24 protein-coding genes are annotated in these 23,404 nt (G+C 72.2%); 17 read left to right on the top strand and 7 right to left on the bottom strand.

Going from position 1 to position 23,404, the window contains the following annotated elements:
• Nucleotides 1–5: 5 nt before the first annotated feature.
• Nucleotides 6–1,007: a substrate-binding domain-containing protein gene (locus ABZ321_RS47315; RefSeq protein WP_344512913.1), complete on the bottom strand. Its 1,002-nt coding sequence runs from the start codon at nt 1,005–1,007 to the stop codon at nt 6–8.
• Nucleotides 1,008–1,199: 192 nt separating this feature from the next.
• Between ABZ321_RS47315 and ABZ321_RS47310 the strand changes: the two genes are divergently transcribed.
• The 5 genes from ABZ321_RS47310 (at nt 1,200) to ABZ321_RS47290 (ending at nt 6,499) form a co-directional block, all read left to right on the top strand.
• Complete coding sequence (locus ABZ321_RS47310) at nt 1,200–2,018, top strand: serine/threonine-protein kinase (protein ID WP_344512911.1); 819 nt, start codon at nt 1,200–1,202, stop codon at nt 2,016–2,018.
• 192 nt (nt 2,019–2,210) lie between these two features.
• Nucleotides 2,211–2,378 (top strand): LPXTG cell wall anchor domain-containing protein, encoded by a 168-nt coding sequence (locus ABZ321_RS47305; RefSeq protein ID WP_344512909.1) that lies wholly within the window; start codon nt 2,211–2,213, stop codon nt 2,376–2,378.
• 3 nt (nt 2,379–2,381) lie between these two features.
• Entirely contained in the window at nt 2,382–3,692 is a 1,311-nt protein-coding gene (locus ABZ321_RS47300; RefSeq protein ID WP_344512907.1) for a glycosyltransferase family 2 protein, read from the top strand.
• A gap of 14 nt (nt 3,693–3,706) precedes the next feature.
• The gene (gene wecB / locus ABZ321_RS47295; RefSeq protein WP_354902941.1) at nt 3,707–4,876 is read left to right on the top strand and encodes a UDP-N-acetylglucosamine 2-epimerase (non-hydrolyzing); all 1,170 of its coding nucleotides are present in this window, start codon (nt 3,707–3,709) and stop codon (nt 4,874–4,876) included.
• A 21-nt stretch (nt 4,877–4,897) separates the two neighbouring features.
• A complete protein-coding gene (locus ABZ321_RS47290; RefSeq protein WP_354902939.1) occupies nt 4,898–6,499 on the top strand; it encodes a polysaccharide deacetylase family protein in 1,602 nt (533 codons plus the stop codon).
• Nucleotides 6,500–6,640: 141 nt separating this feature from the next.
• Here ABZ321_RS47290 and ABZ321_RS47285 read toward each other — a convergent pair whose 3' ends face one another.
• The gene (locus ABZ321_RS47285) at nt 6,641–7,024 is read right to left on the bottom strand and encodes a hypothetical protein (RefSeq protein ID WP_344512901.1); all 384 of its coding nucleotides are present in this window, start codon (nt 7,022–7,024) and stop codon (nt 6,641–6,643) included.
• Nucleotides 7,025–7,085: 61 nt separating this feature from the next.
• Between ABZ321_RS47285 and ABZ321_RS47280 the strand changes: the two genes are divergently transcribed.
• Together ABZ321_RS47280 and ABZ321_RS47275 are read left to right on the top strand one after the other, a co-directional pair.
• Nucleotides 7,086–8,399, top strand: a complete 1,314-nt coding sequence (locus ABZ321_RS47280; protein ID WP_354902936.1) for a hypothetical protein — start codon at nt 7,086–7,088, stop codon at nt 8,397–8,399.
• Nucleotides 8,396–9,151, top strand: a complete 756-nt coding sequence (locus ABZ321_RS47275; RefSeq protein ID WP_344512897.1) for a 3-ketoacyl-ACP reductase — start codon at nt 8,396–8,398, stop codon at nt 9,149–9,151. The genes ABZ321_RS47280 and ABZ321_RS47275 overlap by 4 nt, the downstream gene beginning before the upstream one ends.
• Here ABZ321_RS47275 and ABZ321_RS47270 read toward each other — a convergent pair.
• The 5 genes from ABZ321_RS47270 to ABZ321_RS47250 are packed head-to-tail and all read right to left on the bottom strand — an operon-like array spanning nt 9,111 to nt 13,993.
• Nucleotides 9,111–10,511, bottom strand: coding sequence for an MFS transporter (locus tag ABZ321_RS47270; protein ID WP_344512895.1), 1,401 nt, complete (start codon nt 10,509–10,511; stop codon nt 9,111–9,113). The two genes, ABZ321_RS47275 and ABZ321_RS47270, sit on opposite strands and share 41 nt — an antisense overlap.
• Nucleotides 10,512–10,559: 48 nt before the next feature.
• A complete protein-coding gene (locus ABZ321_RS47265) occupies nt 10,560–11,273 on the bottom strand; it encodes an ABC transporter permease subunit (RefSeq protein WP_344512893.1) in 714 nt (237 codons plus the stop codon).
• Nucleotides 11,273–12,184, bottom strand: coding sequence for an ABC transporter ATP-binding protein (locus ABZ321_RS47260; protein ID WP_344512891.1), 912 nt, complete (start codon nt 12,182–12,184; stop codon nt 11,273–11,275). Before ABZ321_RS47260 ends, ABZ321_RS47265 begins: the two co-directional genes overlap by 1 nt.
• Entirely contained in the window at nt 12,184–13,053 is an 870-nt protein-coding gene (locus ABZ321_RS47255) for an ABC transporter permease subunit (protein WP_344512889.1), read from the bottom strand. The genes ABZ321_RS47260 and ABZ321_RS47255 overlap by 1 nt, the downstream gene beginning before the upstream one ends.
• Nucleotides 13,037–13,993: an ABC transporter ATP-binding protein gene (locus tag ABZ321_RS47250; protein WP_344512887.1), complete on the bottom strand. Its 957-nt coding sequence runs from the start codon at nt 13,991–13,993 to the stop codon at nt 13,037–13,039. The genes ABZ321_RS47255 and ABZ321_RS47250 overlap by 17 nt, the downstream gene beginning before the upstream one ends.
• 165 nt (nt 13,994–14,158) lie before the next feature.
• On the opposite strand from ABZ321_RS47250, the gene ABZ321_RS47245 reads away from it, so the two are divergent.
• The 10 genes from ABZ321_RS47245 (at nt 14,159) to ABZ321_RS47200 (ending at nt 23,356) form a co-directional block, all read left to right on the top strand.
• Nucleotides 14,159–15,196 (top strand): GGDEF domain-containing protein, encoded by a 1,038-nt coding sequence (locus ABZ321_RS47245; RefSeq protein WP_344512885.1) that lies wholly within the window; start codon nt 14,159–14,161, stop codon nt 15,194–15,196.
• A 234-nt stretch (nt 15,197–15,430) separates the two neighbouring features.
• The gene (locus ABZ321_RS47240; protein ID WP_344512883.1) at nt 15,431–15,688 is read left to right on the top strand and encodes a hypothetical protein; all 258 of its coding nucleotides are present in this window, start codon (nt 15,431–15,433) and stop codon (nt 15,686–15,688) included.
• A 115-nt stretch (nt 15,689–15,803) separates the two neighbouring features.
• Complete coding sequence (yidC, locus tag ABZ321_RS47235; RefSeq protein ID WP_344512881.1) at nt 15,804–16,388, top strand: membrane protein insertase YidC; 585 nt, start codon at nt 15,804–15,806, stop codon at nt 16,386–16,388.
• Between the two features lie 167 nt (nt 16,389–16,555).
• The gene (locus ABZ321_RS47230; RefSeq protein ID WP_354902929.1) at nt 16,556–17,671 is read left to right on the top strand and encodes an inositol-3-phosphate synthase; all 1,116 of its coding nucleotides are present in this window, start codon (nt 16,556–16,558) and stop codon (nt 17,669–17,671) included.
• Nucleotides 17,668–18,540 (top strand): SCO3242 family prenyltransferase, encoded by an 873-nt coding sequence (locus ABZ321_RS47225; RefSeq protein WP_344512877.1) that lies wholly within the window; start codon nt 17,668–17,670, stop codon nt 18,538–18,540. Before ABZ321_RS47230 ends, ABZ321_RS47225 begins: the two co-directional genes overlap by 4 nt.
• Complete coding sequence (locus ABZ321_RS47220; protein ID WP_354902927.1) at nt 18,537–19,397, top strand: sugar phosphate isomerase/epimerase family protein; 861 nt, start codon at nt 18,537–18,539, stop codon at nt 19,395–19,397. Before ABZ321_RS47225 ends, ABZ321_RS47220 begins: the two co-directional genes overlap by 4 nt.
• Nucleotides 19,394–19,999: an EboA domain-containing protein gene (locus ABZ321_RS47215; RefSeq protein WP_344512873.1), complete on the top strand. Its 606-nt coding sequence runs from the start codon at nt 19,394–19,396 to the stop codon at nt 19,997–19,999. The genes ABZ321_RS47220 and ABZ321_RS47215 overlap by 4 nt, the downstream gene beginning before the upstream one ends.
• Nucleotides 19,999–20,850: a TatD family hydrolase gene (locus tag ABZ321_RS47210; protein WP_344512871.1), complete on the top strand. Its 852-nt coding sequence runs from the start codon at nt 19,999–20,001 to the stop codon at nt 20,848–20,850. Before ABZ321_RS47215 ends, ABZ321_RS47210 begins: the two co-directional genes overlap by 1 nt.
• The gene (eboE, locus tag ABZ321_RS47205; protein ID WP_344512962.1) at nt 20,850–21,986 is read left to right on the top strand and encodes a metabolite traffic protein EboE; all 1,137 of its coding nucleotides are present in this window, start codon (nt 20,850–20,852) and stop codon (nt 21,984–21,986) included. The genes ABZ321_RS47210 and eboE overlap by 1 nt, the downstream gene beginning before the upstream one ends.
• Nucleotides 21,983–23,356, top strand: a complete 1,374-nt coding sequence (locus tag ABZ321_RS47200; protein WP_344512869.1) for a nucleotide pyrophosphatase/phosphodiesterase family protein — start codon at nt 21,983–21,985, stop codon at nt 23,354–23,356. Before eboE ends, ABZ321_RS47200 begins: the two co-directional genes overlap by 4 nt.
• The last annotated feature ends 48 nt before the right edge of the window (nt 23,357–23,404 follow it).

The raw sequence follows: 23,404 nt of genomic DNA, 5'->3' as shown, positions 1-23,404 counted from the left end.
CGTCCCTAGCTTGATGCCCGGACGACGAGCTCGGTCGGCAGCACCGGGCAGTCCTGCTCGCCCTCGGAACCGCTCAGGAGCAGCGCGACGGCGACCGCGCCGAGCTCGGAGACCGGCTGGCGCACGGTCGTGAGCGGCGGCGTGGTGTAGGAGGCGAGGGGCGCGTCGTCGAAGCCGACGACGGCGACGTCCTCGGGGACCCGGCGGCCGGCCTTGCGCAGGGCCTGCAGCGCGCCGGCGGCCATCGCGTCGGAGGCGACGAAGAGCGCGTCGAGGCGCGGCATGCGGTCCAGCAGCCAGGCGGCGGCGTGGCCGCCGGATGCGGTGGTGAAGTCGCCGTACGCCACGTGGGGCACCCTACCGGCCGCCTCCATCGCGCGGCGATAGCCGTCGAGGCGGTCCACGGCGGCGGGCGAGTCGGGCGGCCCGGCGATCGCGGCGATGGCCCGGCGGTGGCGCAGGATGAGGTGCTCGACGGCCTGCCGGGCGCCGTCGCGGTTGTCGACGTCGACGAACGGGATGTCGAGGCCGTCGGCGGGGCGGCCGGTGGCCCGCAGCGGCACCCGGGACGCGGCGAGGGAGACCGCGAGGGGGTGGCTGCTGTGCCCGCCGAGCAGCAGGACGCCGCCGACGCCGCCGGTCGTCAGGAACTGGGTCGCCGACGCGATCGTGCCCCGGGTCGCGGACATCGTCAGCAGCGGGATGCCGTGGCGGGTCAGCTCCTCCTCGGCGCCGGCGAGCAGCTTGGCGGAGAAGGTGTCGTGGAACAGCCGGGCCGTGGGCTCGAAGAAGAGCGCGGCGACGGGGAGCCGCTGCGGCAGCCGGTCGGGCCGGCGCGGCCCGCGGTGGCGGACGTAGCCGAGCTGGGCGATGGCGTCGTGCACCGACACCCGGGCCGAGGTGCTGACCCTGACCCGGCCGGTGAGGACTCGGGACACGGTTGCCGCGGAGACCCCCGCGGCGGCGGCGACCTCGGTGACGGTTGGTGGCGATGGCTCGTCAGTCATCCCGTCTCCTGTGGGAGCGATTCCTGCGGCCAGCGTCAGCCACGGTTACCCGGATGTCAACTATGGGTTTCGATCGGCTGTGCGGTTCCTTTGGTACGCCCGACATATCCGGACTTATCACATCGACACGGGCTGTGGTAATCATCGCTGGGGCTTCCGTGATCGGCAGCTTTTAGGGAATAGTCGGCGATTGTGTCGGAGATCGAGCTTGGCCGCAGGGTGCTGGAGCGCTTCCTGCTGGTCCGCCCGATCGCCCGCGGCGGCATGTCGCTCGTCTACGAGGCCGTCGACCTGGAGCAGCTGCGCCCCGCCGCCGTGAAGGTCCTCGCGCCGGCGTTCGCCAACAACGGCCGGGCCGTGCACTCGGCCCGCCGGGAGCCGCTGCTCATGCAGCGGATGCGGCACCCCACGGTGCCGAAGATCTTCGGGTACGGCGAGCTCGACACCGGCCGGGCGACGGTGCCCTGTGTCGCGATGGAGCTGCTCAACGGCGTCCCGCTGACGAAACGCCTCGCCGAGGGGCCACTGCCGTGGCAGCACGCGGTCGAGATCGCCGCGTCGGTCGCCGAGCTCCTCGCCGTCGCGCACCGCCGTGGCATCGCGCACCGCGACCTGACCGCCGACAACGTCATGCTGACCACCGCCGGAGTCAAAATCATCGACTTCGGGCTGGCGGTGCCGTTCGCGCACCCCGCGGCCTCACGCGTCGAGCACGCGCCGGCATGGGACGTCTACGCGCTGGGCGTCCTGCTGTACCAGATGCTGACCGGCCGCTCGCCGCACGCACCGGGCGCCAGGCTGCTGCAGCCGGTCGCCACCCCGGTCCTGCTCGCACCCGGCCTGCCACGCTCCGTAGCGGAGCTGTGCCGCCAGTGCATGGCCAAGCGGCCGGCCGACCGGCCCGAGAGCGCCAGCGTCGCTCTGTCCCTCTGGGCGGAGTTCGCAACCGACTGGCAACACCCCGCCTCCTTCACTGAGAGCTACCGCACACGGTCCGACCACTCTGCGTAGCGGTCGAGTTTTTCCTGCGTAAACGCTCTGTCAGGTCGTTGGGCGGACTTGGTCCGCGCGAGCGCATCCGACCATGCTCACCCATTGTGATTGCCCCTCGGCGCCTCCAAGCTTCTGGAGGACAAGGTGCACGACGGTTGCCAGCAAGGAGCCGCCGGGCACCGCCGGAGAGATAGCCGAGGGGAAGCTGTCATGTCAGGTACGAAGGTCATCGGCGTCATCGGGGCCGGCGGATCCACCGCCGCTTCGCTGCCCGTCACCGGAAGCCCCGTCTTCGCCATCGTCGCCGCAGGTGTCGCGCTCGTCGTCACCGGTGTCCTGATGGTGCGGGCGTCCCGCTTCAACCGCAGCGCCGCCTGACGCATGACGGCGATCCTTCTGGTCGGCTTCGCGCTCCTGACGCTCTGGCCGGCGTACAACCTGGCGCTGGTGGCCCTCACCACCCGCGACTCGGCCACCGCCGGTCGTCGTCGCCGGCGCGATGCCATCGCGCCGAACGAGCACGAGCCGCTGACCTTCTGGATCGTCGTGCCCGCCCTCAACGAGGAACGGGTTGTCGGCCGGACCGTCGGCGCCGCGCTGGCGCTGCAGGGCCCGGCAGGCACGCGCACCAGGGTGATGGTGGTCGATGACGGTTCGGACGACGGCACCCCCGACGTCCTCGCCGCCATCGACCACCCGGATCTGACGGTGCTGCGCCGGGACTTCCCCAACGCCCGCAAGGGCAAGGGCGAGGCGCTCAACGCCGCGTTCCGGGCGATCCGGGACCTGTCCCTGCTGCACGGCGAGGACCCGGCGCTGGTCGCGGTCGGCGTCATCGACGGTGACGGCCGGGGCAGCGCCAACATCCTGACCGAGGTGTCCCGCCAGATGCGCGACCCGCGGGTCGGCGCGGTGCAGACCCGGGTGCGCATCCACAACCGCAACCGCGTCCTCGGCGCCGTGCAGGACCTCGAGTTCGCCGCCATCGCCAACGCCAGCCAGCTGCTCCGCAACGCCGCGGGGACGGTCGGGCTGGGCGGCAACGGGCAGTTCGCCCGGCTGTCGTCGCTGATGCGGCTCGGCGACGCGCCCTGGTCGCACTGCCTCGTCGAGGACCTGGAGCTCGGGCTGCGCATGCACCTCAACGGCGAGCGCATCCGGTACACCTCCATGGCCAACGTCAACCAGCAGGGCCTCGTCGACGTGAAGCGGCTGCTGCGGCAACGCACCCGGTGGGCGCAGGGCAACCTGCAGTGCGTCGGCTACGTGCCGAAGCTGGTCGCCTCCCGGCAGATCCGTAACCACGCTCTGCTGGAGATGCTCTACTACCTGCTCGCACCGTGGATGAACGCCTTCGGCACGGCCGGCGTGTTCGGCCTCTGGGGCTTCGCGATGTGGCGGCTCATCCCCGGCCACGGCGACACCGTCGTCATCCACTCGTGGGCGCAGATGGGGCAGGTCGCACTGTTCTGGGCGCTCGGCATGACCGTCCCGGGCCTCGTCTGGGCCACGGTCCACCGCCTCCAGCTCGGCGACGAGAAGCTCTGGCGGCTGCTGGTCGCCGCCGTCGCCTACCCCTTCTTCCTCCTGCTCGGCCTGGTCTCGACCTGGCGGGCGATCGGCCGGCAGATCAGCCGGCGACAGGCCTGGGCGAAGACCGAACGCCTGGTCGAAGAGCCGGTTCTCTCGTAAAGGACGTCACGCACATGTCTCCCGAAGTCTTCCTCATCGCCGGTACCCGTCCCGAGGCCATCAAGCTGGCGCCCGTCGCCGCCGCGATGCGCGCCGGCGGCCGGCTCACCCCGGTGCTGGTCGCCAGCGGTCAGCACCCGACGATGGTGACCCAGGCGCTCGACGCGTTCGACGTCCAGGCCGACGTGACGCTGCCGCTGCAGCGGGTCACCGGCAGCCAGCCCGAGCTCCTCACCGCGATGATCTCCTCCCTCGACGCGCTCCTGGAGGAGCGCAAGCCGGCCGCGGTCATCGTGCAGGGCGACACCACCACGACGCTCGCCGGCGCCATGGCCGCGTTCTGGCGGCGCATCCCGGTCGTGCACCTGGAGGCGGGGCTGCGCTCCGGCGACCTGGACTCGCCGTTCCCGGAGGAGGCCAACCGCAAGCTCGTCGGCCAGCTCGCCGCGCTGCACCTGGCGCCGACGGCCCTCGCCGCGACGAACCTGCTCGACGAAAGCGTCGCCCCGGCCAGCGTCCTCATCACCGGCAACACGGTCGTGGACGCGGCCCTGGAAATCGCCGCTCGTGAGATGCCGTTCGAGGACTCCCGGATCGCCGCGGCGGTCGACGCCGCCGCGCACGGCGAGGCCCGGCTGGTCCTCGTCACCGCGCACCGCCGCGAGTCGTGGGGCGAGCCGCTGGACCGGATCCTCTCGGCCGTGCGGCGCCTGGTCGAGGCCTACCCCGACATCCGGGTCGTCCTGCCGGCGCACGCCAACCCCGCCGTGCGCGCCCAGGTCGAGGCCGGCCTCGCCGGGGTGCCGCGGGTCACGATCACCGACCCGCTGCCCTACCCGGCGCTCGCCCGGCTGCTGTCCAACGCCTACCTGACGCTCACCGACTCGGGCGGCATCCAGGAGGAGGCGCCGTCGTTCAAGGTGCCGGCGCTGGTCCTGCGTGAGGTCACCGAGCGCGTCGAGTCGCTGCACGCCGGTTGCGCCAAGCTCGTCGGCACGGACGAGGACCTGATCGTCGCCGAGGCGGCCCGGCTGCTCGACGACCCGGCCCTGCGTGACTCCATGACCGCCAACGGCAACCCCTACGGTGACGGGCTCGCCTCGCACCGCACCGAGCAGGCCGTCGCCGCGCTCCTGGGCCTCGCCGCGCACCCCGCTCCCATGCCGTCCACCGTCGCCGCCTGAATTCGAAGGAACTTGTCCGACATGCGTAAGCTGCTCAGCTCTGTCGCGGCGGTTGCCGTCGCCGCGTCGCTCGCCCTGGCCGTGCCCTCGACCCCGGCGTTCGCCGCCGCCCCCACCGCGACCCGCTCCGGCGCCGGCGCCCCCGGCTCCAACGCCGCGACGAAGACGCTCGTCCTCTACGACAACACCGGCCCGTACTCGTGGCTCGGCGAGGACTACGGGACGATGGCGACGAACCTCGTCTCGCACTTCGGGTCCTGGACCGCGCACCCGGTCGGCAGCTACAAGGCCGGCGAGATGGCGGCGTACTCGGCGGTCGTCTACGTCGGCTCCACCTACGACGAGCCGCTGCCCACCGCGTTCCTCGACGACACCCTCGCGGGCACCAAGCCGGTCGTCTGGATGTACAACAACATCTGGCAGCTGACCGCCCGCTCCGCGGACTTCGTCGCCAAGTACGGGTACACCTGGAAGGGCTACGACACCTCACCCGTGTCGCAGGTCGTCTACAACGGCACCACGATGACCCGGGACGTGCGCAACGCCGGCGGCATCATGGACTACGTCGTCTCCGACCCCGCGAAGGCCGTCTCCGTCGGCACCGCGGTGCGCGCCGACGGCACCACGTTCCCGTGGGGCATCAAGTCCGGCAACCTCACCTACCTGGGTGAGATCCCGCTGTCGTACATCACCTCCAACGACCGCTACCTGGCGTTCTCGGACCTGCTCTACTCGGTGCTCGCGCCGCAGACCGCCGCCCGTCACCGCGCCCTGGTCCGCATCGAGGACGTCGGCCCCGACGCCGACCCGGCGGAGCTGCGCGCCATCGCCGACTACCTGTCCTCGAAGAACGTCCCCTTCACCGTCGCCGTCTACAGCCGGTACCGCGACCCGAAAGGTGTGAACAACAATGGCAAGGCCGAGGACTACACGCTGCGCCAGCGGCCACTGGTGGTCAGCGCCCTGAAGTACATGCAGAGCAAGGGCGGCACCCTGCTCCAGCACGGCTACACGCACCAGCTCGACGCGCTCAACAACCCGTACGACGGCGTCAGCGCCAACGACTTCGAGTTCTTCAGGGCGCACGTCGACGCCAACGACGCGGTCATCTACGACGGCCCGGTGAAGAACGACTCGGCGCTCAACGTCACCGCCCGGGTCCTGGCCTCCCGCTCCGACTGGGCCCTCGCCGGCCTGAAGCAGCCGACCATCTTCGAGTTCCCGCACTACGCGGCGAGCGCACTGGACTACAAGACGATCAACACCCTGGTCGGCGTCCGCTACGAGCGCGGCCTGTACTTCCCCGGCGTCCTGTCCGGCGGCACCGTCGACAACAGCACGGCGCGCATGGTCGGGCAGTTCTTCCCCTACACCGTCCGCGACGTCTACGGCTCGACCGTCATCCCCGAGAACATCGGCAACATCGAGCCCGAGCCGTTCAACCAGCACCCGGCGGTCCTGCCCGCCGACCTGATCGCGAACGCGAAGACCAACCTGGCGGTCCGCGACGGCGTGGCGAGCTTCTTCTACCACCCGTACCTCGGCACGGCCTACCTGAAGCAGACCGTGGAGGGCATCCAGGGCCTCGGCTACACGTTCGTCTCCGCCGCCGCGATGTCCTGAAGTATTGAGTTGTCAACGGCCGGGTCCCTTCGGGGGCCCGGCTTCTGGCTTCTCCCCTCGCCTGCACAACGGTACGGCGCAGGCGCCCCGGGTGGGGGTGGCGGCCCGGAGCAACCGCGTTGCAGGCGCGGTGCGGCCGCCCTACGTCTCCAGGAGGAGCTCGGGCATCAGGCGTTCGACGGCGTAGAGGTCGTAGACCCGGCGGACCTCGGCGATCAGGCCGGTCGGCGTCACCACCAGGAACTCGGCGAGGCGGAACTGCTCGGCGTCGACCACGCAGTCGTACACGAGCGCGACGCGCTGGTCGATGACGGTGCGGGTGAAGACCGACACCGAGGTCAGCGCGGCGGCGAAGCCGGTGAGCTTCTCGATGAAGTCGCCGTCGGGGTCGAGGTTGGACTCGACCCGGGCGCCGGCGGCCAGCAGCGTGAACAGGGTGCTGGTGCGGCCGGTGGTCCAGGCGGCGACCCAGCGATCGGTGACTTCCTCAACAGCCGTCGCGTCCATCACGCGCCATCCTGCCATGCGGCAAACCCCCGGCACCCCGGGGTTCTCAGGAAAGCGCTTTCCCCTTATCCTCGGGGGCATGTTGCGCATCGATGACGGGCTCGCGCCCAAGGATCTGCTGGCCGCGACCGGGCGGATGTGGGAGCTGTCCGCCGGGAAGATCGACGCGATCGACGCGTCCTGCCCCCCGGGCGGCAGCCAGGGAGCGCCCGTGTTCACCGTCGAGGGGCGGTACACGGCGCGCGGCTGGACCGAGTGGACGCAGGGGTTCCAGGTGGGCTCGGCGCTGCTGCAGTTCGACGCGACCGGCGACCCGCACTTCCTGGAGCAGGGCCGCCGGCACACGTTCGGCGTGATGGCGGCGCACGTCAGCCACATCGGCGTGCACGACCACGGGTTCAACAACGTCAGCACGTACGGGACGCTGCGCCGCCTCATCCTGGAGGGCCGCGCCGACGCCGGGGACCTCGCCTTCGCCGAGCTGGCGCTGAAGGTCAGCGGCGCCGTGCAGGCCGCCCGCTGGAGCCGGACCGCGGACGGCGGCGGCTACATCTACTCGTTCAACGGGCCGCAGTCGCTGTTCGTCGACACCATCCGCTCGTGCCGGTCGCTCGCCGTCGCCCACTCCCTCGGGCACGTGCTGATGGGCGAGCACGACGAGCGGATCGACCTGCTCGAGCGGCTGACGCAGCACGCGGCGAGCACCGCCCGCTACAACGTCTACTTCGGCGAGGGCCGCGACGTGTACGACGTCCGGGGCCGGACGGTGCACGAGGCGCTGTTCAACGTCAACGACGGCCGGTTCCGGGCGCCGAGCACCCAGCAGGGCTACTCGCCGTTCTCCACCTGGACCCGCGGCCTGGCCTGGGCGATGCTCGGCTTCGCCGAGCTGCTGGAGTTCCACGAGTCCGACCTGTTCCGCACCGCCGCGCAAGCCACGTGCGACTTCTACATCGAGCACTCCCCCGCCGACGGGATCCCGTACTGGGACACGGGCGCGCCGGGCCTCGTGCACCTCGACGTCGACGCGCCCGCCGACCCGTACAACGCCCACGAGCCGGTCGACTCCAGCGCCGCCGCGATCGCCGCGCAGGGCCTGCTCCGCCTCGGTCGCGCGATCGGCGACGACCGGTACACCCAGGCGGGGCTCACGGTCGCGAGGACGTTGCTGCAGGAGCCCTACCTGTCGACGGACCCGCGGCACGAGGGGCTGCTGCTGCACTCGGTGTACCACCGCCCGAACGGCTGGGACCACGTCGCGCCGGGCCAGTCGGTGCCCAACGGCGAGTCGAGCATGTGGGGCGACTACCACCTGCGGGAGCTGGCGCTGTACATCGGCCGGCTGGTCGACGGGCCGTACTACACGTTCTTCGGCGACGGGGTGCGGCGGTGAGCGCGGCGCTCGTCACCGGGGCGTCCCGCGGGATCGGCCGGGGCATCGCCCTCGCCCTCGCCGGCGCCGGCTTCGACGTGGTGGTGAACTACGCGTCGAACCTCGCCGCCGCCGAGGACACCGCCGCCGACATCGAGAAGCTCGGCGCCCGGGCCGCCCTCGTCCGTGCGGACGTCGGCGACGCCGAGGACCGTGCAAGGCTCGTGCAGGAGGCGCACGACGCTTTCGGCGGCCTCGACCTCCTGGTGAACAACGCGGGCGTGGCCCCGAACGTCCGCGCCGACCTGCTGGAGGCGACCGAGGAGTCGTTCGACCGGCTCGTCGGCATCAACCTCAAGGGCCCCTACTTCCTCACCCAGCAGGTCGCCCTCCGGATGATCGACGCCGGCGTCCGCGGCAAGATCGTCACGATCTCGTCGATGAGCGCCTACACCGCGAGCGTCAACCGCGGCGATTACTGCGTGACGAAGGCCGGGCTGGGCATGATGACGAAGCTGTTCGCGGCCCGGCTCGCCGAGCACGGCATCACCGTGTTCGAGGTGCGGCCCGGCATCATCGCCACCGACATGACCGGCGCGGTGAAGGAGAAGTACGACAAGCTCATCCTCGCCGACGGCATCACGCCGATCCGGCGCTGGGGCACCCCCGAGGACGTCGGCCGCGCCGTCGTCGCCGTCGCCACGGACCTGCTGCCGTTCTCCACCGGCCAGGTCATCGACGTGGACGGGGGCTTTCATCTGCGGACGCTGTAGCGCGCGCCCGCAGCAGCTCGTGCACCGCCTCGATGTCCGCCGGGGCGGTGCGCGACGCCAGCCAGTACATGACGCCGGTGGGCACGAAGAAGACCTGGAACGCGGCGAGCCCGACGGCGAGGTTCGTCGGCGGCGGGAAGCTGCGCGCGAGCGCGGCGAACACCGCCCCGACGAGCCCGTTCCCGGCGGCCCGCCCGACCCCGTTGACGAGGTTGCCCAGCGAGTACACGGTGCCGCGGTGCTCCGGCGGGTTCACGTCGGCGATCAGCGCGAACCAGTTCGGCGAGTTCGCCGACGTCAGCGCGAGCGCCAGCAGCGCGCACAGGAACGCCGCCAGCAGGCTCGGCGTCGTGAACAGCGCCTCGAGCACCAGCGTCGTCGCCGGCCGCCCGTCCGGCGCGGGCAGCGTCAGCGGGGCGAAGAACAGCAGCACGTACAGCGGCACCCCGGCGAGGATCCCGATCGCGGCGACCTTCGCCCGGCCGCCCTGGTCGCGCCGCTGCCAGCGGTCGCCGATCATCCCACCCACGACGGACAGCACGCCGCCGAGCTGGAAGAGGATCGCCAGGACGCCACCGATCGCGATGGCCTGCTGCTCGTCGTAGCCCTGCGCCTCCGCCTTCGCCTGGAACAGCCGCGGCAGCCAGACGAGGGACCCGAACGCGGCCTGCGCGGTCAGCCCCTGCAGGATCAGCCACACGTTGGTGCGGCGGGCGACGATGCCGGGCAGGTCGGCGCGGGAGATCCGGTGCTCGTACTCCTCACCGGCGGCGAACACCGCGGCGAGGTCCGGTTCGCTCTGCCCCCGACGGATGTCGGCGGTCGTGAAGTACGCGGCGGACGCGAGCACCCCGAGCACCGCGAGGACGTAGAACGGCCGCCGCCAGTCCGCGCCGCCGAGCTGGCTCGCGACGAGGACGCCGGCGAGGGTGCCGACGCCCTGCGACAGCCCCCACAGGCTCATCACGAGGCCGCGGCGGCGGGGCGAGATCAGGTCGCTGACGACGGAGAACCCGACGGAGCCGACCGCGCCGAGGCCGACCGCCGCGACCATCTGCGCGGCGAAGAACGTCCAGTAGCCGCCGGCGAGGACCGTGGCGACCGTGCCGCCGGCCCAGATCAGGGTGCCCGCCATGAGCACCGGCTTCCGGTCGGTCCGGTCGCCGGTGTACGCCCAGCCGACGGCGGCGACCGCGGTCACGAGGTACCCGACCGCGGTCACCACGCCGAGCGCTCCCTCGCCGACGCCGAGGGAGCGGCTGATCGGCGAGTAGAGCGGCGGCACCAGGCTGATCGCCACGTTGTCCAGCGACGCCAGCACGATGAAGACGGCGACGCTGTAGACGCGGTGGAAACTCACCCGCGGACGGTAACCCGTCGCGCCGGCTGCGGCGACGTCAGGGCGACGTCAGCCCGTCTCGCCGGCGACCGCGAACGTGCGCAACTTCTGCACCGCGAGCGCCGTCATCCCGACGGTGAACACGCCCGCCATGACGAAGCTCACCGGCACCGACACGGACCCCGCGAGCACGTCGGTCGGGGCGAGCCAGTCGACGATCGTCTTCACGTACTGCTGGATGCTCAGCTTCGCCGTGCCGGACAGCAGGTTGCCCAGCAGGCCCTCCCACAGCACCACGTAGACCAGGCCGAGCAGCACCGGCCGGCGGGTGATCACGCTGATCGCCAGGAACAGCGCGCAATAGGCGAGGGCCCCGACGAACGCGCCGACGACGAGGGCGAACGCGAGCGGTGTGGACTCGGCGAGCAGCCCGACGATGAACAGCGGCACGGCGGCGAACCCGCCGGTCACCCCGACCGCCACGGCCAGCTTGGTGAACACGATCTCCGAGCGCGGGATCGGCTTGGACAGGATGTGGGTGATCGTGCCGTCGTCGATCTCGGAGCCGAGCACGCCGGTGCCGACGATGAGCGCGATCACCGGCAGCACGGCGGCGAAGCCGAGGCCGACGATGACCGGCTCACCCCATTCGGCCGGCGGCTCCCCGAAGGCCCGGGCCGCCGCTGCGAAGCCGGCGAGGATGACCGGCAGCGGCACCAGCAGCCAGATCCGGCGGCGGCCGAGCAGGCCGCGCAGCGTGATGCGGGCGATGGTCGGATTCATCAGGCACCCACCAGGTAGGAGAAGACGCTTTCCAGGGACTCGTCGGCGGGCAGCAGCTGCCGCACCCGCACGCCCTCCTTGAGCGCGATGCGGGGCAGCGCCCGGGTGAAGGTGCCGTAGTCGGACGCGCGGACCTGCAGGCCCGTTGCGTCGATGTCGACACCCGCGACGGACGCCTCGCCGATGAGCGCCACCGCGAGGCGGCGGTCGTCGCTGGAGCGGATGGAGAACACGTGCGGCCGGTTGGTCATCAGCCGGCGGATGGTGCGGAAGTCGCCGGAGGCGGCGAGCCGGCCGGCGACCATGACCTGCACGGTGCCGGACACCTGCTCGACCTCCTCCAGGATGTGCGAGGAGAACAGCACGGTGCGGCCGTCGTCGCCCATCTTGTGCAGCAGGTCCATCATGTGGAAGCGCTGGCGCGGGTCCATGCCGTTGAACGGCTCGTCCAGCAGCAGCACGCCCGGGTCGTGCACGAGCGCGGCCGCGACCCGGATCCGCTGGCGCATGCCCTTGCTGTACGTGTCGATCCGCCGGTCCTGGGCCGGCTCCATCTCCACCATCGCCAGGGCGCGGCGGGCGGCCTCCTCCGGGTTCGCCAGGCGGAACAGCCTCGCGCTGGCGACGACGAACTCCTTGCCGGTGAGGAAGCCGTGCACCGCCTCCCGCTCGCTGACGAGGCCGAGCGTGCGGTACACGTCGGGGTTGCGCCACGACGGCGCGCCGTCGACGGTCAGCGTGCCCTTCGACGGGGCCAGGAAGCCCGACATCATGTGCAGCAGCGTGGTCTTGCCGGCGCCGTTCGGGCCCAACAGGCCCGTGACGCCCGCCCCGAGGGTCATCGTCACGTCGTTGACGGCGACGACGTTGCCGTACCAGCGGGACACGTGCTGAAGATCGACGGTGCCCATCAGGCGGCCACCTTCCGGTAACGAAGCAGCAGCAGGCTGACACAGCCGGCGAGCACGACGGCGGTGCCGACGCCGTACGCGGGACCGTAGTCGCCGACCGGGACGCCTTCGGGCACCTTGCCGAAGATCCACTGCTCGAGGCCGAGCAGGAGGGTCATCGGGTTGACCAGGAACGCGAGGTAGCTCAGCGCGCTGCCCTGACCACCGATGACGTTGAGGATGCCGACCATCGGCGCGGTGATGATGAACACGCCCACGATGAACGCCGCCGCGAACGCCCGCCGGCCGGTGAGCGACGCGACCAGCAGCGCGATCGACGCGAGGACCAGCGCCCGGATGACCGCGCCGGCGAGGCCCGGACCCATGTCGCCGAGCTCCTTCATGGCGCCGGAGAACCCGTCGGTGCGGGTGAACACCGCCCCGATGTAGATGAGCAGCTGCGGCACGGCGAGCAGCACCAGCACGACCGTCGCCAGGGCCGCGTACTTCGTCAGCGCGTAGTCGGAGCGGCTGAGCGGCCGGCTGAAGTACAGCGGCAGCGTCCGGTCCCGCAGGTCACGGGAGACCAGCTCCGGCGCGACGATCGCCAGGAACAGCATCACCGGGAACGTGATGTTGGCGGCGTACGACCGGTAGCTCATGAGCGGCTCGCCGGTCAGCGACCGGACCGCGATCGCGATGACGGCGACGCTGAGCGCGATGCCGATCACCAGCCACGGGAAGATCTTCGCCTTGGCGCCCCGGCCGATGCCGAACGCGGTGCGCAGGCTCTGCTCGTAGAGGGAACGGTTGGCGTACCAGCGACCGAGCCTCGGGCCCGTGTAGCGCTGGTAGCCGATGTCGTGGATGACGCTAGTTGGCTGCGCCATGGCCGACCTCCTGTGCTGCCGGTCCGGTCGGCCCGGTCACGGACGGGGTTTGGAAGAGCTCAGCGACGCGGTGGCGGCGCTGGTCGAGACGGTGCAGCGGCAGGTCCAGCTCGGCGACCGCGACGAGGATGCGGTCGTACACGTCGTCGCTGTCCATCGGCACCATGAGCGAAGCGCCGTCCCGGGACACCGGCAGGCCCTGCTCGCTGAGCCGGGCGACGAGCTGCTCGACGCCCTCGCTCACCTCGACGGTGAGCACGTCGCGGCTGGTCGTCATGTCCGACACCGTCGCGGAACGCAGCAGCTTGCCACCGTCGATCGCGATCAGCGACGTGCAGATCCGCTCGACCTCGCCGAGCAGGTGCGAGCACACGACGATCGAGATGCCGAACTCGGTGCCGATGCGGTGCACCAGCTCCAGCATCGCGTCGCGGCCGGCCGGGTCGAGGCCGTTGGTCGGCTCGTCCAGCAGCAGCAGGTCCGGGTCGTGCGCGAGCGCCTGCGCCAGCTTGACCCGCTGCTTCATGCCGGTGGAGTAGCCGCCGATCTGGCGGTACCGCTCCTCGTAGAGCCCGACGTGCCGCAGCGCCTCGGAGGCCCGCTCCCGGGCCGCGTTGGCGGGCAGGCCGCTCATCCGCGCCAGGTGGGTCACGTACTCGGCGGCCGAGGTCTCGCTCGGCAGGCAGTCGTGCTCGGGCATGTACCCGACGCGCTGCCGCACCTCCACCGACTGCGTCGCCGGGTCGAGCCCGAGGACCCGCAGCTCACCCCCGGACGGCTGAAGCAGGCCGAGCATGATCTTGATGAAGGTCGACTTGCCGGCGCCGTTCGCGCCGACCAGACCGATGATCCCGGGCTCCACCGCCAGGGAAAGTTCCGAAAGGGCGGTGACGCCACCCCCGTAGCGCTTCGTCAGCGCACGCGTCTCGATGAGTGCCACGACGCCGACCTTACGGACCGTGAACCCTGAGGACTATCCGGAACGCACCTGAAAGCCGCCACCTAGGGGTTCAACCTGAGATTCTCCTCAGCTTCGCTCAGATCCTTCTCAGGTTTCGGTCCCCGGTCCTCCTCAGATCCGGTTACTGGCGGTCGACGTCAGAGCGTGGATCTGCCCCTGCACCGCGTCCGGCGCAGCATCGAGTGGGCCGGCCTGATCAGCCGGTCGGTCTCGGTGCTGTGGATCGTCGTGTCCATCGCGGTGATGTCGCTGCCGCCCCTGACGACCATCTGGGTGCTCCCGCTGATCCTCACCAACCTCGTCGCCGTGTACGCGCTGCGCAGCGTCGCTCACCCCCGGTACCGCACGCTCAACCCGCTGCTGGTCGCGCTGGACACGGCCACGTGCGTCGGCGCGGTCCTGGCGACCAGCCGCTGGGCCTCCGACGTCGGCCTCTGGCCGATCTTCGTCATCTCCATCGTCATCGGCGCCTTCCGCTGCCAGCTCGCCGGCGCCCTGCTGACCTGGCTCGCGACCGCCGCCGGTGGGGTCGCCCTCTACGTCTGGGCCGACCAGATCGCCGGCCGGCCCATGCCCGCCGACCTCGTCACGATGGCGCCCGCGCTGCACCTGGTCGTCGCCGTCCTCGCCGGCCTGCTGGCCCGGGGACACCGCAACCAGCTCCGGCAGCTCGGCGAGGCCCGCGCGAAGCTGCGCCACCTGGCACTCCACGACCCGCTGACCGGCCTGGGCAACCGCAACCTGCTCGACGAGCACACCCGCACCGCGCTCACCCCCGGCACCCCCGCGTCGGTGCTGGTCCTGGACCTCGACGGCTTCAAGGCCGTCAACGACACCCTCGGCCACGCGGCCGGCGACGAGCTGCTGCGGATCGTGGCCGCCCGCCTGCGCACCCACGCCCGCGAGGGCGACCTGGTCACCCGCCTCGGCGGCGACGAGTTCGTGGTGCTGCTGCCGGACACCCCGGCCGCGGCGGCGGACGAGGTCGCGGCCAGGCTGCGCGCCGCGCTGCTCGACCCGATCACCATCGACGGCCGGCCGGTCCACATCGCCGCAAGCATCGGCGCCGCGACGGACACCGACACCACCCTCGACGCCCTGCTACGCGCGGCCGACGCCGGCATGTACCGCGAGAAGGCGACCCGCCGCCTCCACCCCGTCCCCGCCATGCACGCCGCCTGACGACGTCGGACGCATCAGGCCACTGCGAGGTGCGTGCCCGGCAGTTCTACTGGCACTCTACACACGCTGGAAAAATCGATCTCCGACATCTCGCGCTCCGCAGTCCACCCCACACCGATCGTGACGTGTCCGTCCCGGCGGGCGTGCCGGAGCGGTCCCGGCCGGCGTGACCGGGGGGTGTGACAGCACCGTCGAGGGCGGCGCGGGGGTGGTGCCGTGTCGTATTCTCGGGGCGTGTCGTGGTCGCTGACCACTCTGCTCGCCGCGTGGTCCTCGGTGACCTCGCCGGCCGACGCTGTCGCCGTGGCGACGGCGGTGCTCACGGCGCTCGCGATCGTCCTCGCGGCACGACTGCTCACCGGCGCGCCCATGGCGGCGCGGCGGGTGATGCCCGTCCCCGCCCGGGCCCGGTCCCGGCGGGCGCAGCCCACCCGGGCCATGGACCCCGACGCGGCCGGCCGGCCCCGGCCACGCGCGCCCGGACAGCGGTAGTCCGACTCCGAGTCCGACTCCGTTCGTCCACCTCCCGCGCGCCCTCCTGCCCTGCCGACGACCCGTGCGGCGGCCGGCGCGTGCGTGCGCGCGTCCAAGCCGAAGGGCTCCCACCGTGCTGCACCATGTCCTCACCCTGCTCGCCACCTCCACCGGGTCCGTCGCCGCCGCCATCGTCATCGCCACTCTCGCCGTCCGGGCCGCGCTCCTGCCGCTGAGTCTCCGCGCGTACCGCGCCGAGAAGGTCCGGGCCAAGCTCGCGCCGCAGCTGGCGAAGCTGCGGGAGCGGCACGGCAAGGATCCTGTCGTCCTCGCCGAGAAGACCACCGAGCTCATGCGGGCGGAGGGGTCCGGGCCGCTCGCCGGCCTGCTGCCGATGCTGGCTCAGGCGCCGTTCATCTGGCTGCTGTACCGCGAGTTCACCGGCGACGCTGTCCGCGGGCACACCCTGCTCGGCGCCGACCTGACCGCCCGGCTGCTCGACCATCCGGCGATCGCCGCCGGATGGCTGATCGCCGCCGCGCTCACCGCCATCGCCATCTGGAACGTGCGCCAGTTGCCTGAAGGCTCGCCCGTACTGGTCCGCCTGCTGTCGTTCGGGACTGTGGCGTTTTCCGTGATCACACCCGTCGCGGCCGGGATCTACCTGGTCACGTCGGGGGTCTGGACGGCCGTCGAGCGGGCCGTCGCCCGGCGTTGAGACCGGCGGCCTTTTGCACGTACACGTGCGAAGTTTTTTTCGTTTGTATAAAAGTTCGGTTGCCACTAGCGGAAGGCGGACACGCGTTCTACGCTGCCAAATCAGCGACAATCGGCGATGTCGCCCCCAAGATCGTCACACAATTCCAACCGCCTTTGGAGGGCCCGGTGCAAACGGGTGTGTGGCTGGTAGGCGCGCGCGGCTCTGTCGCCGTCACCAGCATCGTCGGTGCCGCAGCAGTGCGCGCCGGGCTCACCGAGCCGATCGGTTGTGTCACCGAGCATCCCGTGCTGCGCAGCGACGCGCTGCCGGGGTTCGGCGAAATCGTCTTCGGCGGGCACGACATCGCCACCATCTGCGTGGTGAAGAAGGCGGAGGCCCTGGCCGAGGCCGGGGTCGTGCCCGCCAGGCTGGTCGCGACGCTGCACTCGGAGCTGTCGGCGGTGGACGAGGAGATCCGTCCGCTGCCGCACGGCACCGCGGCCGAGGTCGCCGCCGCCGTCACCGCCGACCTGCTGGACTTCCAGCGGCGGCACAACCTGGCCCGCGTGGTGGTCGTCAACGTCGCCTCGACCGAGGCCGCCGTCACGCCGCACCCTGCGCACGCCTCGCTGGACTCGCTGCGCGACGCGCTGGACACGCTGCCACCGAGCTCGCTGATGGCGTACGCCGCGTTCGAGGCCGGCTGCTCGTTCGTCGACTTCACCCCGTCGACGGGCGCCCGCCTGCCCGCGCTGCACGAGCTGGCGCAGGCCCGCAACGTCGTGTACGCGGGCCACGACGGCAAGACCGGCGAGACGCTGATCAAGTCGGTGCTGGCGCCGATGTTCGCGATGCGCAACCTGCGGGTGAAGTCCTGGTCCGGCACCAACCTGCTGGGCGGCGGCGACGGCGCGACCCTCGCCGAGCCGGCCGCCAACGCGGCCAAGTCCGCCAGCAAGCAGCGCGTGCTCAGCGAGACCCTCGGGTACCAGCCCGACGGCCACACCCGCATCGAGTACGTGCCGGACATCGGCGACTTCAAGACCGCCTGGGACCTCATCACGTTCGCCGGCTTCCTCGGCACGCCGATGCGGATGGAGTTCACCTGGCACGGCTGCGACTCCGCGCTCGCCGCGCCCCTCGTCCTGGACCTCGCCCGGCTCGCCGCGGCCGCCCACGCCGCCGGCCGGGCCGGGCCGCTGACCGAGCTGGCGTTCTTCTTCAAGGACCCGCTCGGCGAGGTCGACCACGCCCTCGGCGCCCAGTTCGAGGCCCTCGCCGCGTTCGTGCGGTCGCTGTGAACCCCGCCCGACCCGACTGGCGGACCCTGGCCGAGCTGGTCCGCGCCCCCGCGGCGCTGAGCGTGCCCGGTGACGTCGTCGCCGGCGCGGCCGCCGCGGGCACGCTCGGGCCACGCACGCCGGTCCTCGCCGGATCGTCGGTCCTGCTGTACTGGGCGGGCATGGCGGCCAACGACTGGGCCGACCGGGACCTGGACGCCACCGAACGCCCCGAGCGGCCGATCCCCTCGGGGCGCATCACCCCCGGGACCGCGTTCGGCGTCGCCGCCGGACTGACCGCCGCCGGGGTGGCCCTCGCCGGGCTCGCCGGCGGCCGCCGCGCCCTCGCCGTGGCCGTGCCGCTCGCCGGCGCGGTCTGGGCCTACGACCTGAAGCTGAAGAACACCCCGGCCGGCCCCGCCGCGATGGCCGCCTGCCGCGCCCTCGACGTGCTGCTCGGTGCGAGCGGTGGGCGGCTGCGCTCCGCCGTGTACCCCGCGGCGACGGTCTTCGCCCACACGTACACCGTGACCGCACTGTCCACAGCGGAGGTCCACGGCTCCACGCCGGCGTTGCCCGCGGCCACGCTCGCCGGATCCGCCGCGGTCGCCGCCGCGGCGGCGCTGCCGGCGCGACCCGTCGGCCGGTGGTCCTGGATTCCCGCCGCGCTGTCGGGCTGGTACGCGAAACGCTACGGCGAGGCGCAGCTGAAGGCGCTGGAGAAGCCGACGGCGGGCAACATCCGCGCGTCCGTCGGCGCCGGCATCGTGAACCTGCCGACGCTGCAGGGCGCGCTCACCGCCCGGGCCGGCGCGCCCCTCGCCGGGATCGCCGTCGCGGCCGCCGCGCCGCTCGGCCGGCACCTCGCGAAGCGGCTGTCGCCGACATGAGTCTCCGATTCGGGTACGGCACCAACGGTTTCAGCAACCACCGGCTCGACGACGCGTTGACCGTCATCGCCGGGCTCGGCTACACGGGCGTGGCGCTGACCCTCGACCACCATCATCTGGACCCGTACGACGCCAACCTCTGGCGGCACGTCCGCGCGCTCGGCCACCGCCTCACCGAGCTCGGCCTCGGTGTCGTCATCGAGACCGGTGCCCGGTTCCTGCTCGACCCGTGGCACAAGCACGCGCCGACGCTGCTGGACGACGAGCCCGAGGCGCGGATCGACTTCCTGAGCCGGGCCGTGCGGATCGGCTCGGACCTCGGCGCGGAGGCGGTCAGCTTCTGGGCCGGCGTCCGCCCGCCCGGGGTGGCGCCGGACCTCGCGTGGCGGCGGCTCGTCACCGGCAGCGCCGAGGTCCTCGCCGCCGCCGAGGGCGTGGAGATGATGCTCGGCTTCGAGCCCGAGCCGGGCATGCTGGTCGAGTCGATCGACGACTGGGAGCGGCTGCGGGCCGACCTCGGCGCGCCCGTCCACTTCGGACTGACCCTCGACATCGGCCACTGCCGCTGCCTGGAGCCGATCTCCGCCGAGGACTGCGTGCGCCGGGTCGCCGGGTCGCTCGTCAACGTGCAGATCGACGACATGGTTCGCGGCGTGCACGAGCATCTCGAGTTCGGCACCGGCGAGGTCGACTTCCCGGCGGTGCTGCGCGCCCTCAACGACACCGACTACGGCGGCCTCGTCGCCGTCGAGCTCCCCCGCCACAGCCATGCCGCGCCCGCGGTGGCCCGTGACTCCCTCGCCTTCCTGCGCGCCGCCGAAGCGCAGTCACTGGACCGATTCCAGGAGGTGCCATGAACCTGTACGACTCCCTCACCGCCGAGCTGACGGACACGGTGTGGCTCGACACGGCCCTGGAGACCGTGGCCCGCCAGCCGTCGGCGATCGGCCGGCTGTTCCCCGCCGCGGGCCGCCGCTGCGGCCGGTGGGCCCTGAACGGCGCAGGCGGGCTGCCCGGATGGACGGTCGACGACGCCGCCCGGGTCCTCCTGTTGACCCGGCTGCCCGAAAGCGCCTTGCAGACCGAGCTGGAGCCGCTCTACCGGTTCGGTGACGCCGCCGAGAAGCGCGCGGTGCTGCGGGCGCTGCCGCTGCTGCCGGTGCAGGACTCGTTCCCGGGGCTCCTGCTCGACGCGTTGCGCACCAACGACACCAGGCTCGTCTCCGCCGCGCTCGGGCCGGCCGCCGCGTGCCTGCCCGCCGCCGCGTGGCGGCAGGGTGTGCTGAAGGCCGTCTTCATGGGCCTGCCCCTCGCCGACGTCGCCGACCTCGACACCCGCGCCGACGCGGAGCTCGCCACCATGCTCGCGGGGCTCGTCGAGGAGCGGCACGCCGCCGGCCGCGCCGTCGCCGACGACGCCACCGCGCTGCTGCACCGCCTCCAGGAAAAGGTCTCGTGATGCGCATCTTCGACCCGCACATCCACATGACGTCCCGCACCACCGACGACTACGAGCGGATGGCCGCCGCCGGCGTCCGGGCGCTGGTGGAGCCGGCGTTCTGGCTCGGGCAGCCGCGCACCAACGTCGGCTCGTTCACCGACTACTTCGACTCCCTCGTCGGGTGGGAGCCCTTCCGGGCCTCGCAGTTCGGCATCCGGCACCACTGCACGATCGCGCTCAACCCGAAGGAGGCCAACGACCCGCGCTGCCGGGACGTGCTGTCGGTGCTGCCGCGGTACCTGGAGAAGGACGGCGTCGTCGCGGTCGGCGAGATCGGCTACGACTCGATGACGCCGGAGGAGGACGAGGTGTTCGCCGCGCAGCTCGCCCTCGCTGTCGAGCACGACCTGCCGGCGATGGTGCACACCCCGCACCGCGACAAGGCCCGCGGCACCGACCGGACCATCGCCGTGGTCCGTGAGTCGGGGATCGACCCGGGCCGGGTCGTCGTCGACCACCTCAACGAGGTCACCGTCGCGCGGGTCGCCGAGAGCGGCTGCTGGATGGGGTTCTCCATCTACCCGGACACGAAGATGACGCCGTCGCGGATGGTGTCGATCCTGCAGGAGCACGGCATGGACCGGGTCCTGGTCAACTCGGCGGCCGACTGGGGCCGATCCGACCCGCTGCTGACGCTGCGGACCGGCGAGGCGATGCTGGCCGCCGGGTTCAGCGACGACGACGTCGACCGGGTGCTGTGGCGCAACCCGGTCGAGTTCTACGGGCAGTCCAAACGCCTCGACGTCTCGGACCTCGCTTCCGCCGACGCCACCTTCGAGGGGAACTCGATCCTCCGCGGCGGGTCGTGATGCGGCTGCGGCACCCCGACGGCCAGGTGGTCCACCTGGCCTACGGGACCAACGTCCACCCCGCGGAGGACCTGCCCGGGATCCTGACGCAACTCGATGTCTACGCGGCGCGGGTCAGGTCGTGCCTCGACACGCCGGTGCTCGGCCTCGGCCTGTGGCTCGCCGCTCCGGTGGCCGCCGCCCTCGCCGGTGACGCCTCGCTGCGCCGGCAGCTGCGCCACGAGCTGGACGTCCGCGGGCTCGAGGTGGTGACCCTGAACGGGTTCCCGTACGAGGCGTTCCAGGCGCCGGTGGTGAAGAAGGCGGTGTACCTGCCGGACTGGGCCGACCCGCGGCGGCTGCGGTACACGATGGACCTCGCCCGGGTCCTCGTCGACCTGCTGCCCGACGACGCGGAGCGCGGCTCGATCTCGACGCTGCCGCTCGGCTGGCGCGACCCGTGGGACGGCCCGCAGGTCGCCGCCGTCCAGCGGGCCCTGGACCAGCTCGCGTACGGGCTGTCGTTCCTGGACCGGCCGATCCGGGTCGCGTTCGAGCCGGAGCCGGGGTGCGTCATCGAGAACACCCTCCAGGCGACGGTGCACCTGGCCCGGATCGACCCCAGGTACCTCGGGGTCTGCCTGGACCTCGCGCACCTGGCCTGCGCATGGGAGGACCCGGTCACCGCGGTGCAGCGGCTCGCCCGGACCGGCCTGCCGGTCGTGAAGGTGCAGGTGTCGGCGGCGCTCGCGGTCGACGACCCGTCCGTGCCCGCGCTCGCCGACTACGTCGAGCCACGCTTCATGCACCAGACCCGCTCCCGTGGCTGCGCGGCGTCCTTCGACGACCTCGACGAGGCCCTCGCCAGCGGCGACGGCGGCCCGTGGCGGGTGCACTACCACGTGCCGCTGCACGCCTCGCCGGAGCCGCCGCTGCAGGCGACCACCGACGTGCTGCGGGCCGGCCTCGCGGCGCTGCTCGGCGGGCCGGTCGCCGGCTGCGACCACCTCGAGGTCGAGACCTACACGTGGGGCGTGCTGCCGGAGTCCCAGCGGCCCACCGGCCCCGAGCAGCTCGCCGCGGGGATGGCCGCCGAGCTCGCCTACGCCCGCGACATCCTGCACGACCTCGGTCTCAAAACGTTGGAGCCTCGATGAGCAAGCCCCTGCTGGTCCTCGACGTGGTCGGGCTGACGCCCAGGCTGCTGCCGCACATGCCGCACCTGTCCGCCGTCGGCGCCGCCGTGCCGCTGCGCCCGGTCCTGCCCGCGGTCACCTGCTCGGTGCAATCGACGTTCCTCACCGGGGCGATGCCCTCCGACCACGGTGTCGTCGGCAACGGCTGGTACTTCCGCGACCTCGGCGAGATCTTCCTGTGGCGGCAGCACAACGCGCTCGTCGGCGGCGACAAGCTGTGGCACGCGGCCCGCCGGGCCGAACCCGGCTACACGGTCGCGAACGTCTGCTGGTGGTACGCGATGGGCGCCGACGTCGACTGGACCGTCACCCCGCGCCCCATCTACTACTCCGACGGTCGCAAGGAGCCGGACTGCTACACGTACCCGCCGGCGCTGCACGACGAGCTCACCACCCGGCTGGGTGAGTTCCCGCTCTTCACCTACTGGGGTCCCGGCGCCGGCATCCCGTCCTCGGAGTGGATCGCCAGGGCGGCCGAGCAGATCATGGTCGAGAAGTCGCCGGACCTGACCCTGGTGTACCTGCCGCACCTCGACTACGACCTGCAGCGCTTCGGCCCGTCCTCGCCGGAGGCCGCCGCGGCCGCCACGGCGCTGGACAACGTCGTCGCTCCCCTGCTGGCCGCCGCGGCAGCCCGGGACGTGACCGTCGTCGTCCTGTCCGAGTACGGCATCACCGAGGCCAGCCGGCCCGTCGACGTCAACCGCCTCCTGCGCGCCGAGGGCCTGCTCAACGTCTACACCCAGGACGGCATGGAGTACCTGGACCCGTGGACCTCGCGGGCGTTCGCCGTCGCCGACCACCAGATCGCCCACGTCTACGTGCGCGACGAGGCGGACCTGCCGGCGGTGCAGAAGTTGTGCGCGGCCCTGCCCGGCGTCGGTGAGGTCCTCGACGCCGCCGGCAAGGCACGGACCGGGCTCGACCACGAGCGCGCCGGCGAGCTGGTCCTGCTCGCCGAGCCCGACGCTTGGTTCACGTACTACTACTGGCTCGACGACGCCCGCCGCCCCGACTTCGCCCAGCTCGTCGAGATCCACCGCAAGCCCGGGTACGACCCGGCCGAGCTCCTCTTCGACCCCGCCGCCCCCGGCGCGGCGAAGGCCCGTGCGGGGGTCGCACTGGCCCGCAAGAAGCTGGGGCTGCGGTACATGATGAACGTGGTCGGCCTCGACGCCGGCGCCAAGGCGGTCAAGGGCTCCCACGGCCTCCTCCCCTCAACCGTCGAAGACGGCCCGGTCTGGATGTGCGGCGACCCGTCGCTGTCCCTGGACTCGGTCGACGCGACGGAGGTGAAGGGCCTGTTGCTGCGCCTGGCCGGCCTGGCCTGACCGCTCCGGCGGCTTGGTGGACGACCGGGTCGAGCGGTACCCACGACT

Source organism: Dactylosporangium sp. NPDC006015 (assembly GCF_040614215.1).
GTDB lineage: Bacteria > Actinomycetota > Actinomycetes > Mycobacteriales > Micromonosporaceae > Dactylosporangium > Dactylosporangium maewongense.
Note: the sequence above shows the minus strand (reverse complement) of the source record. Positions and strands in the feature narration are given on the sequence as shown.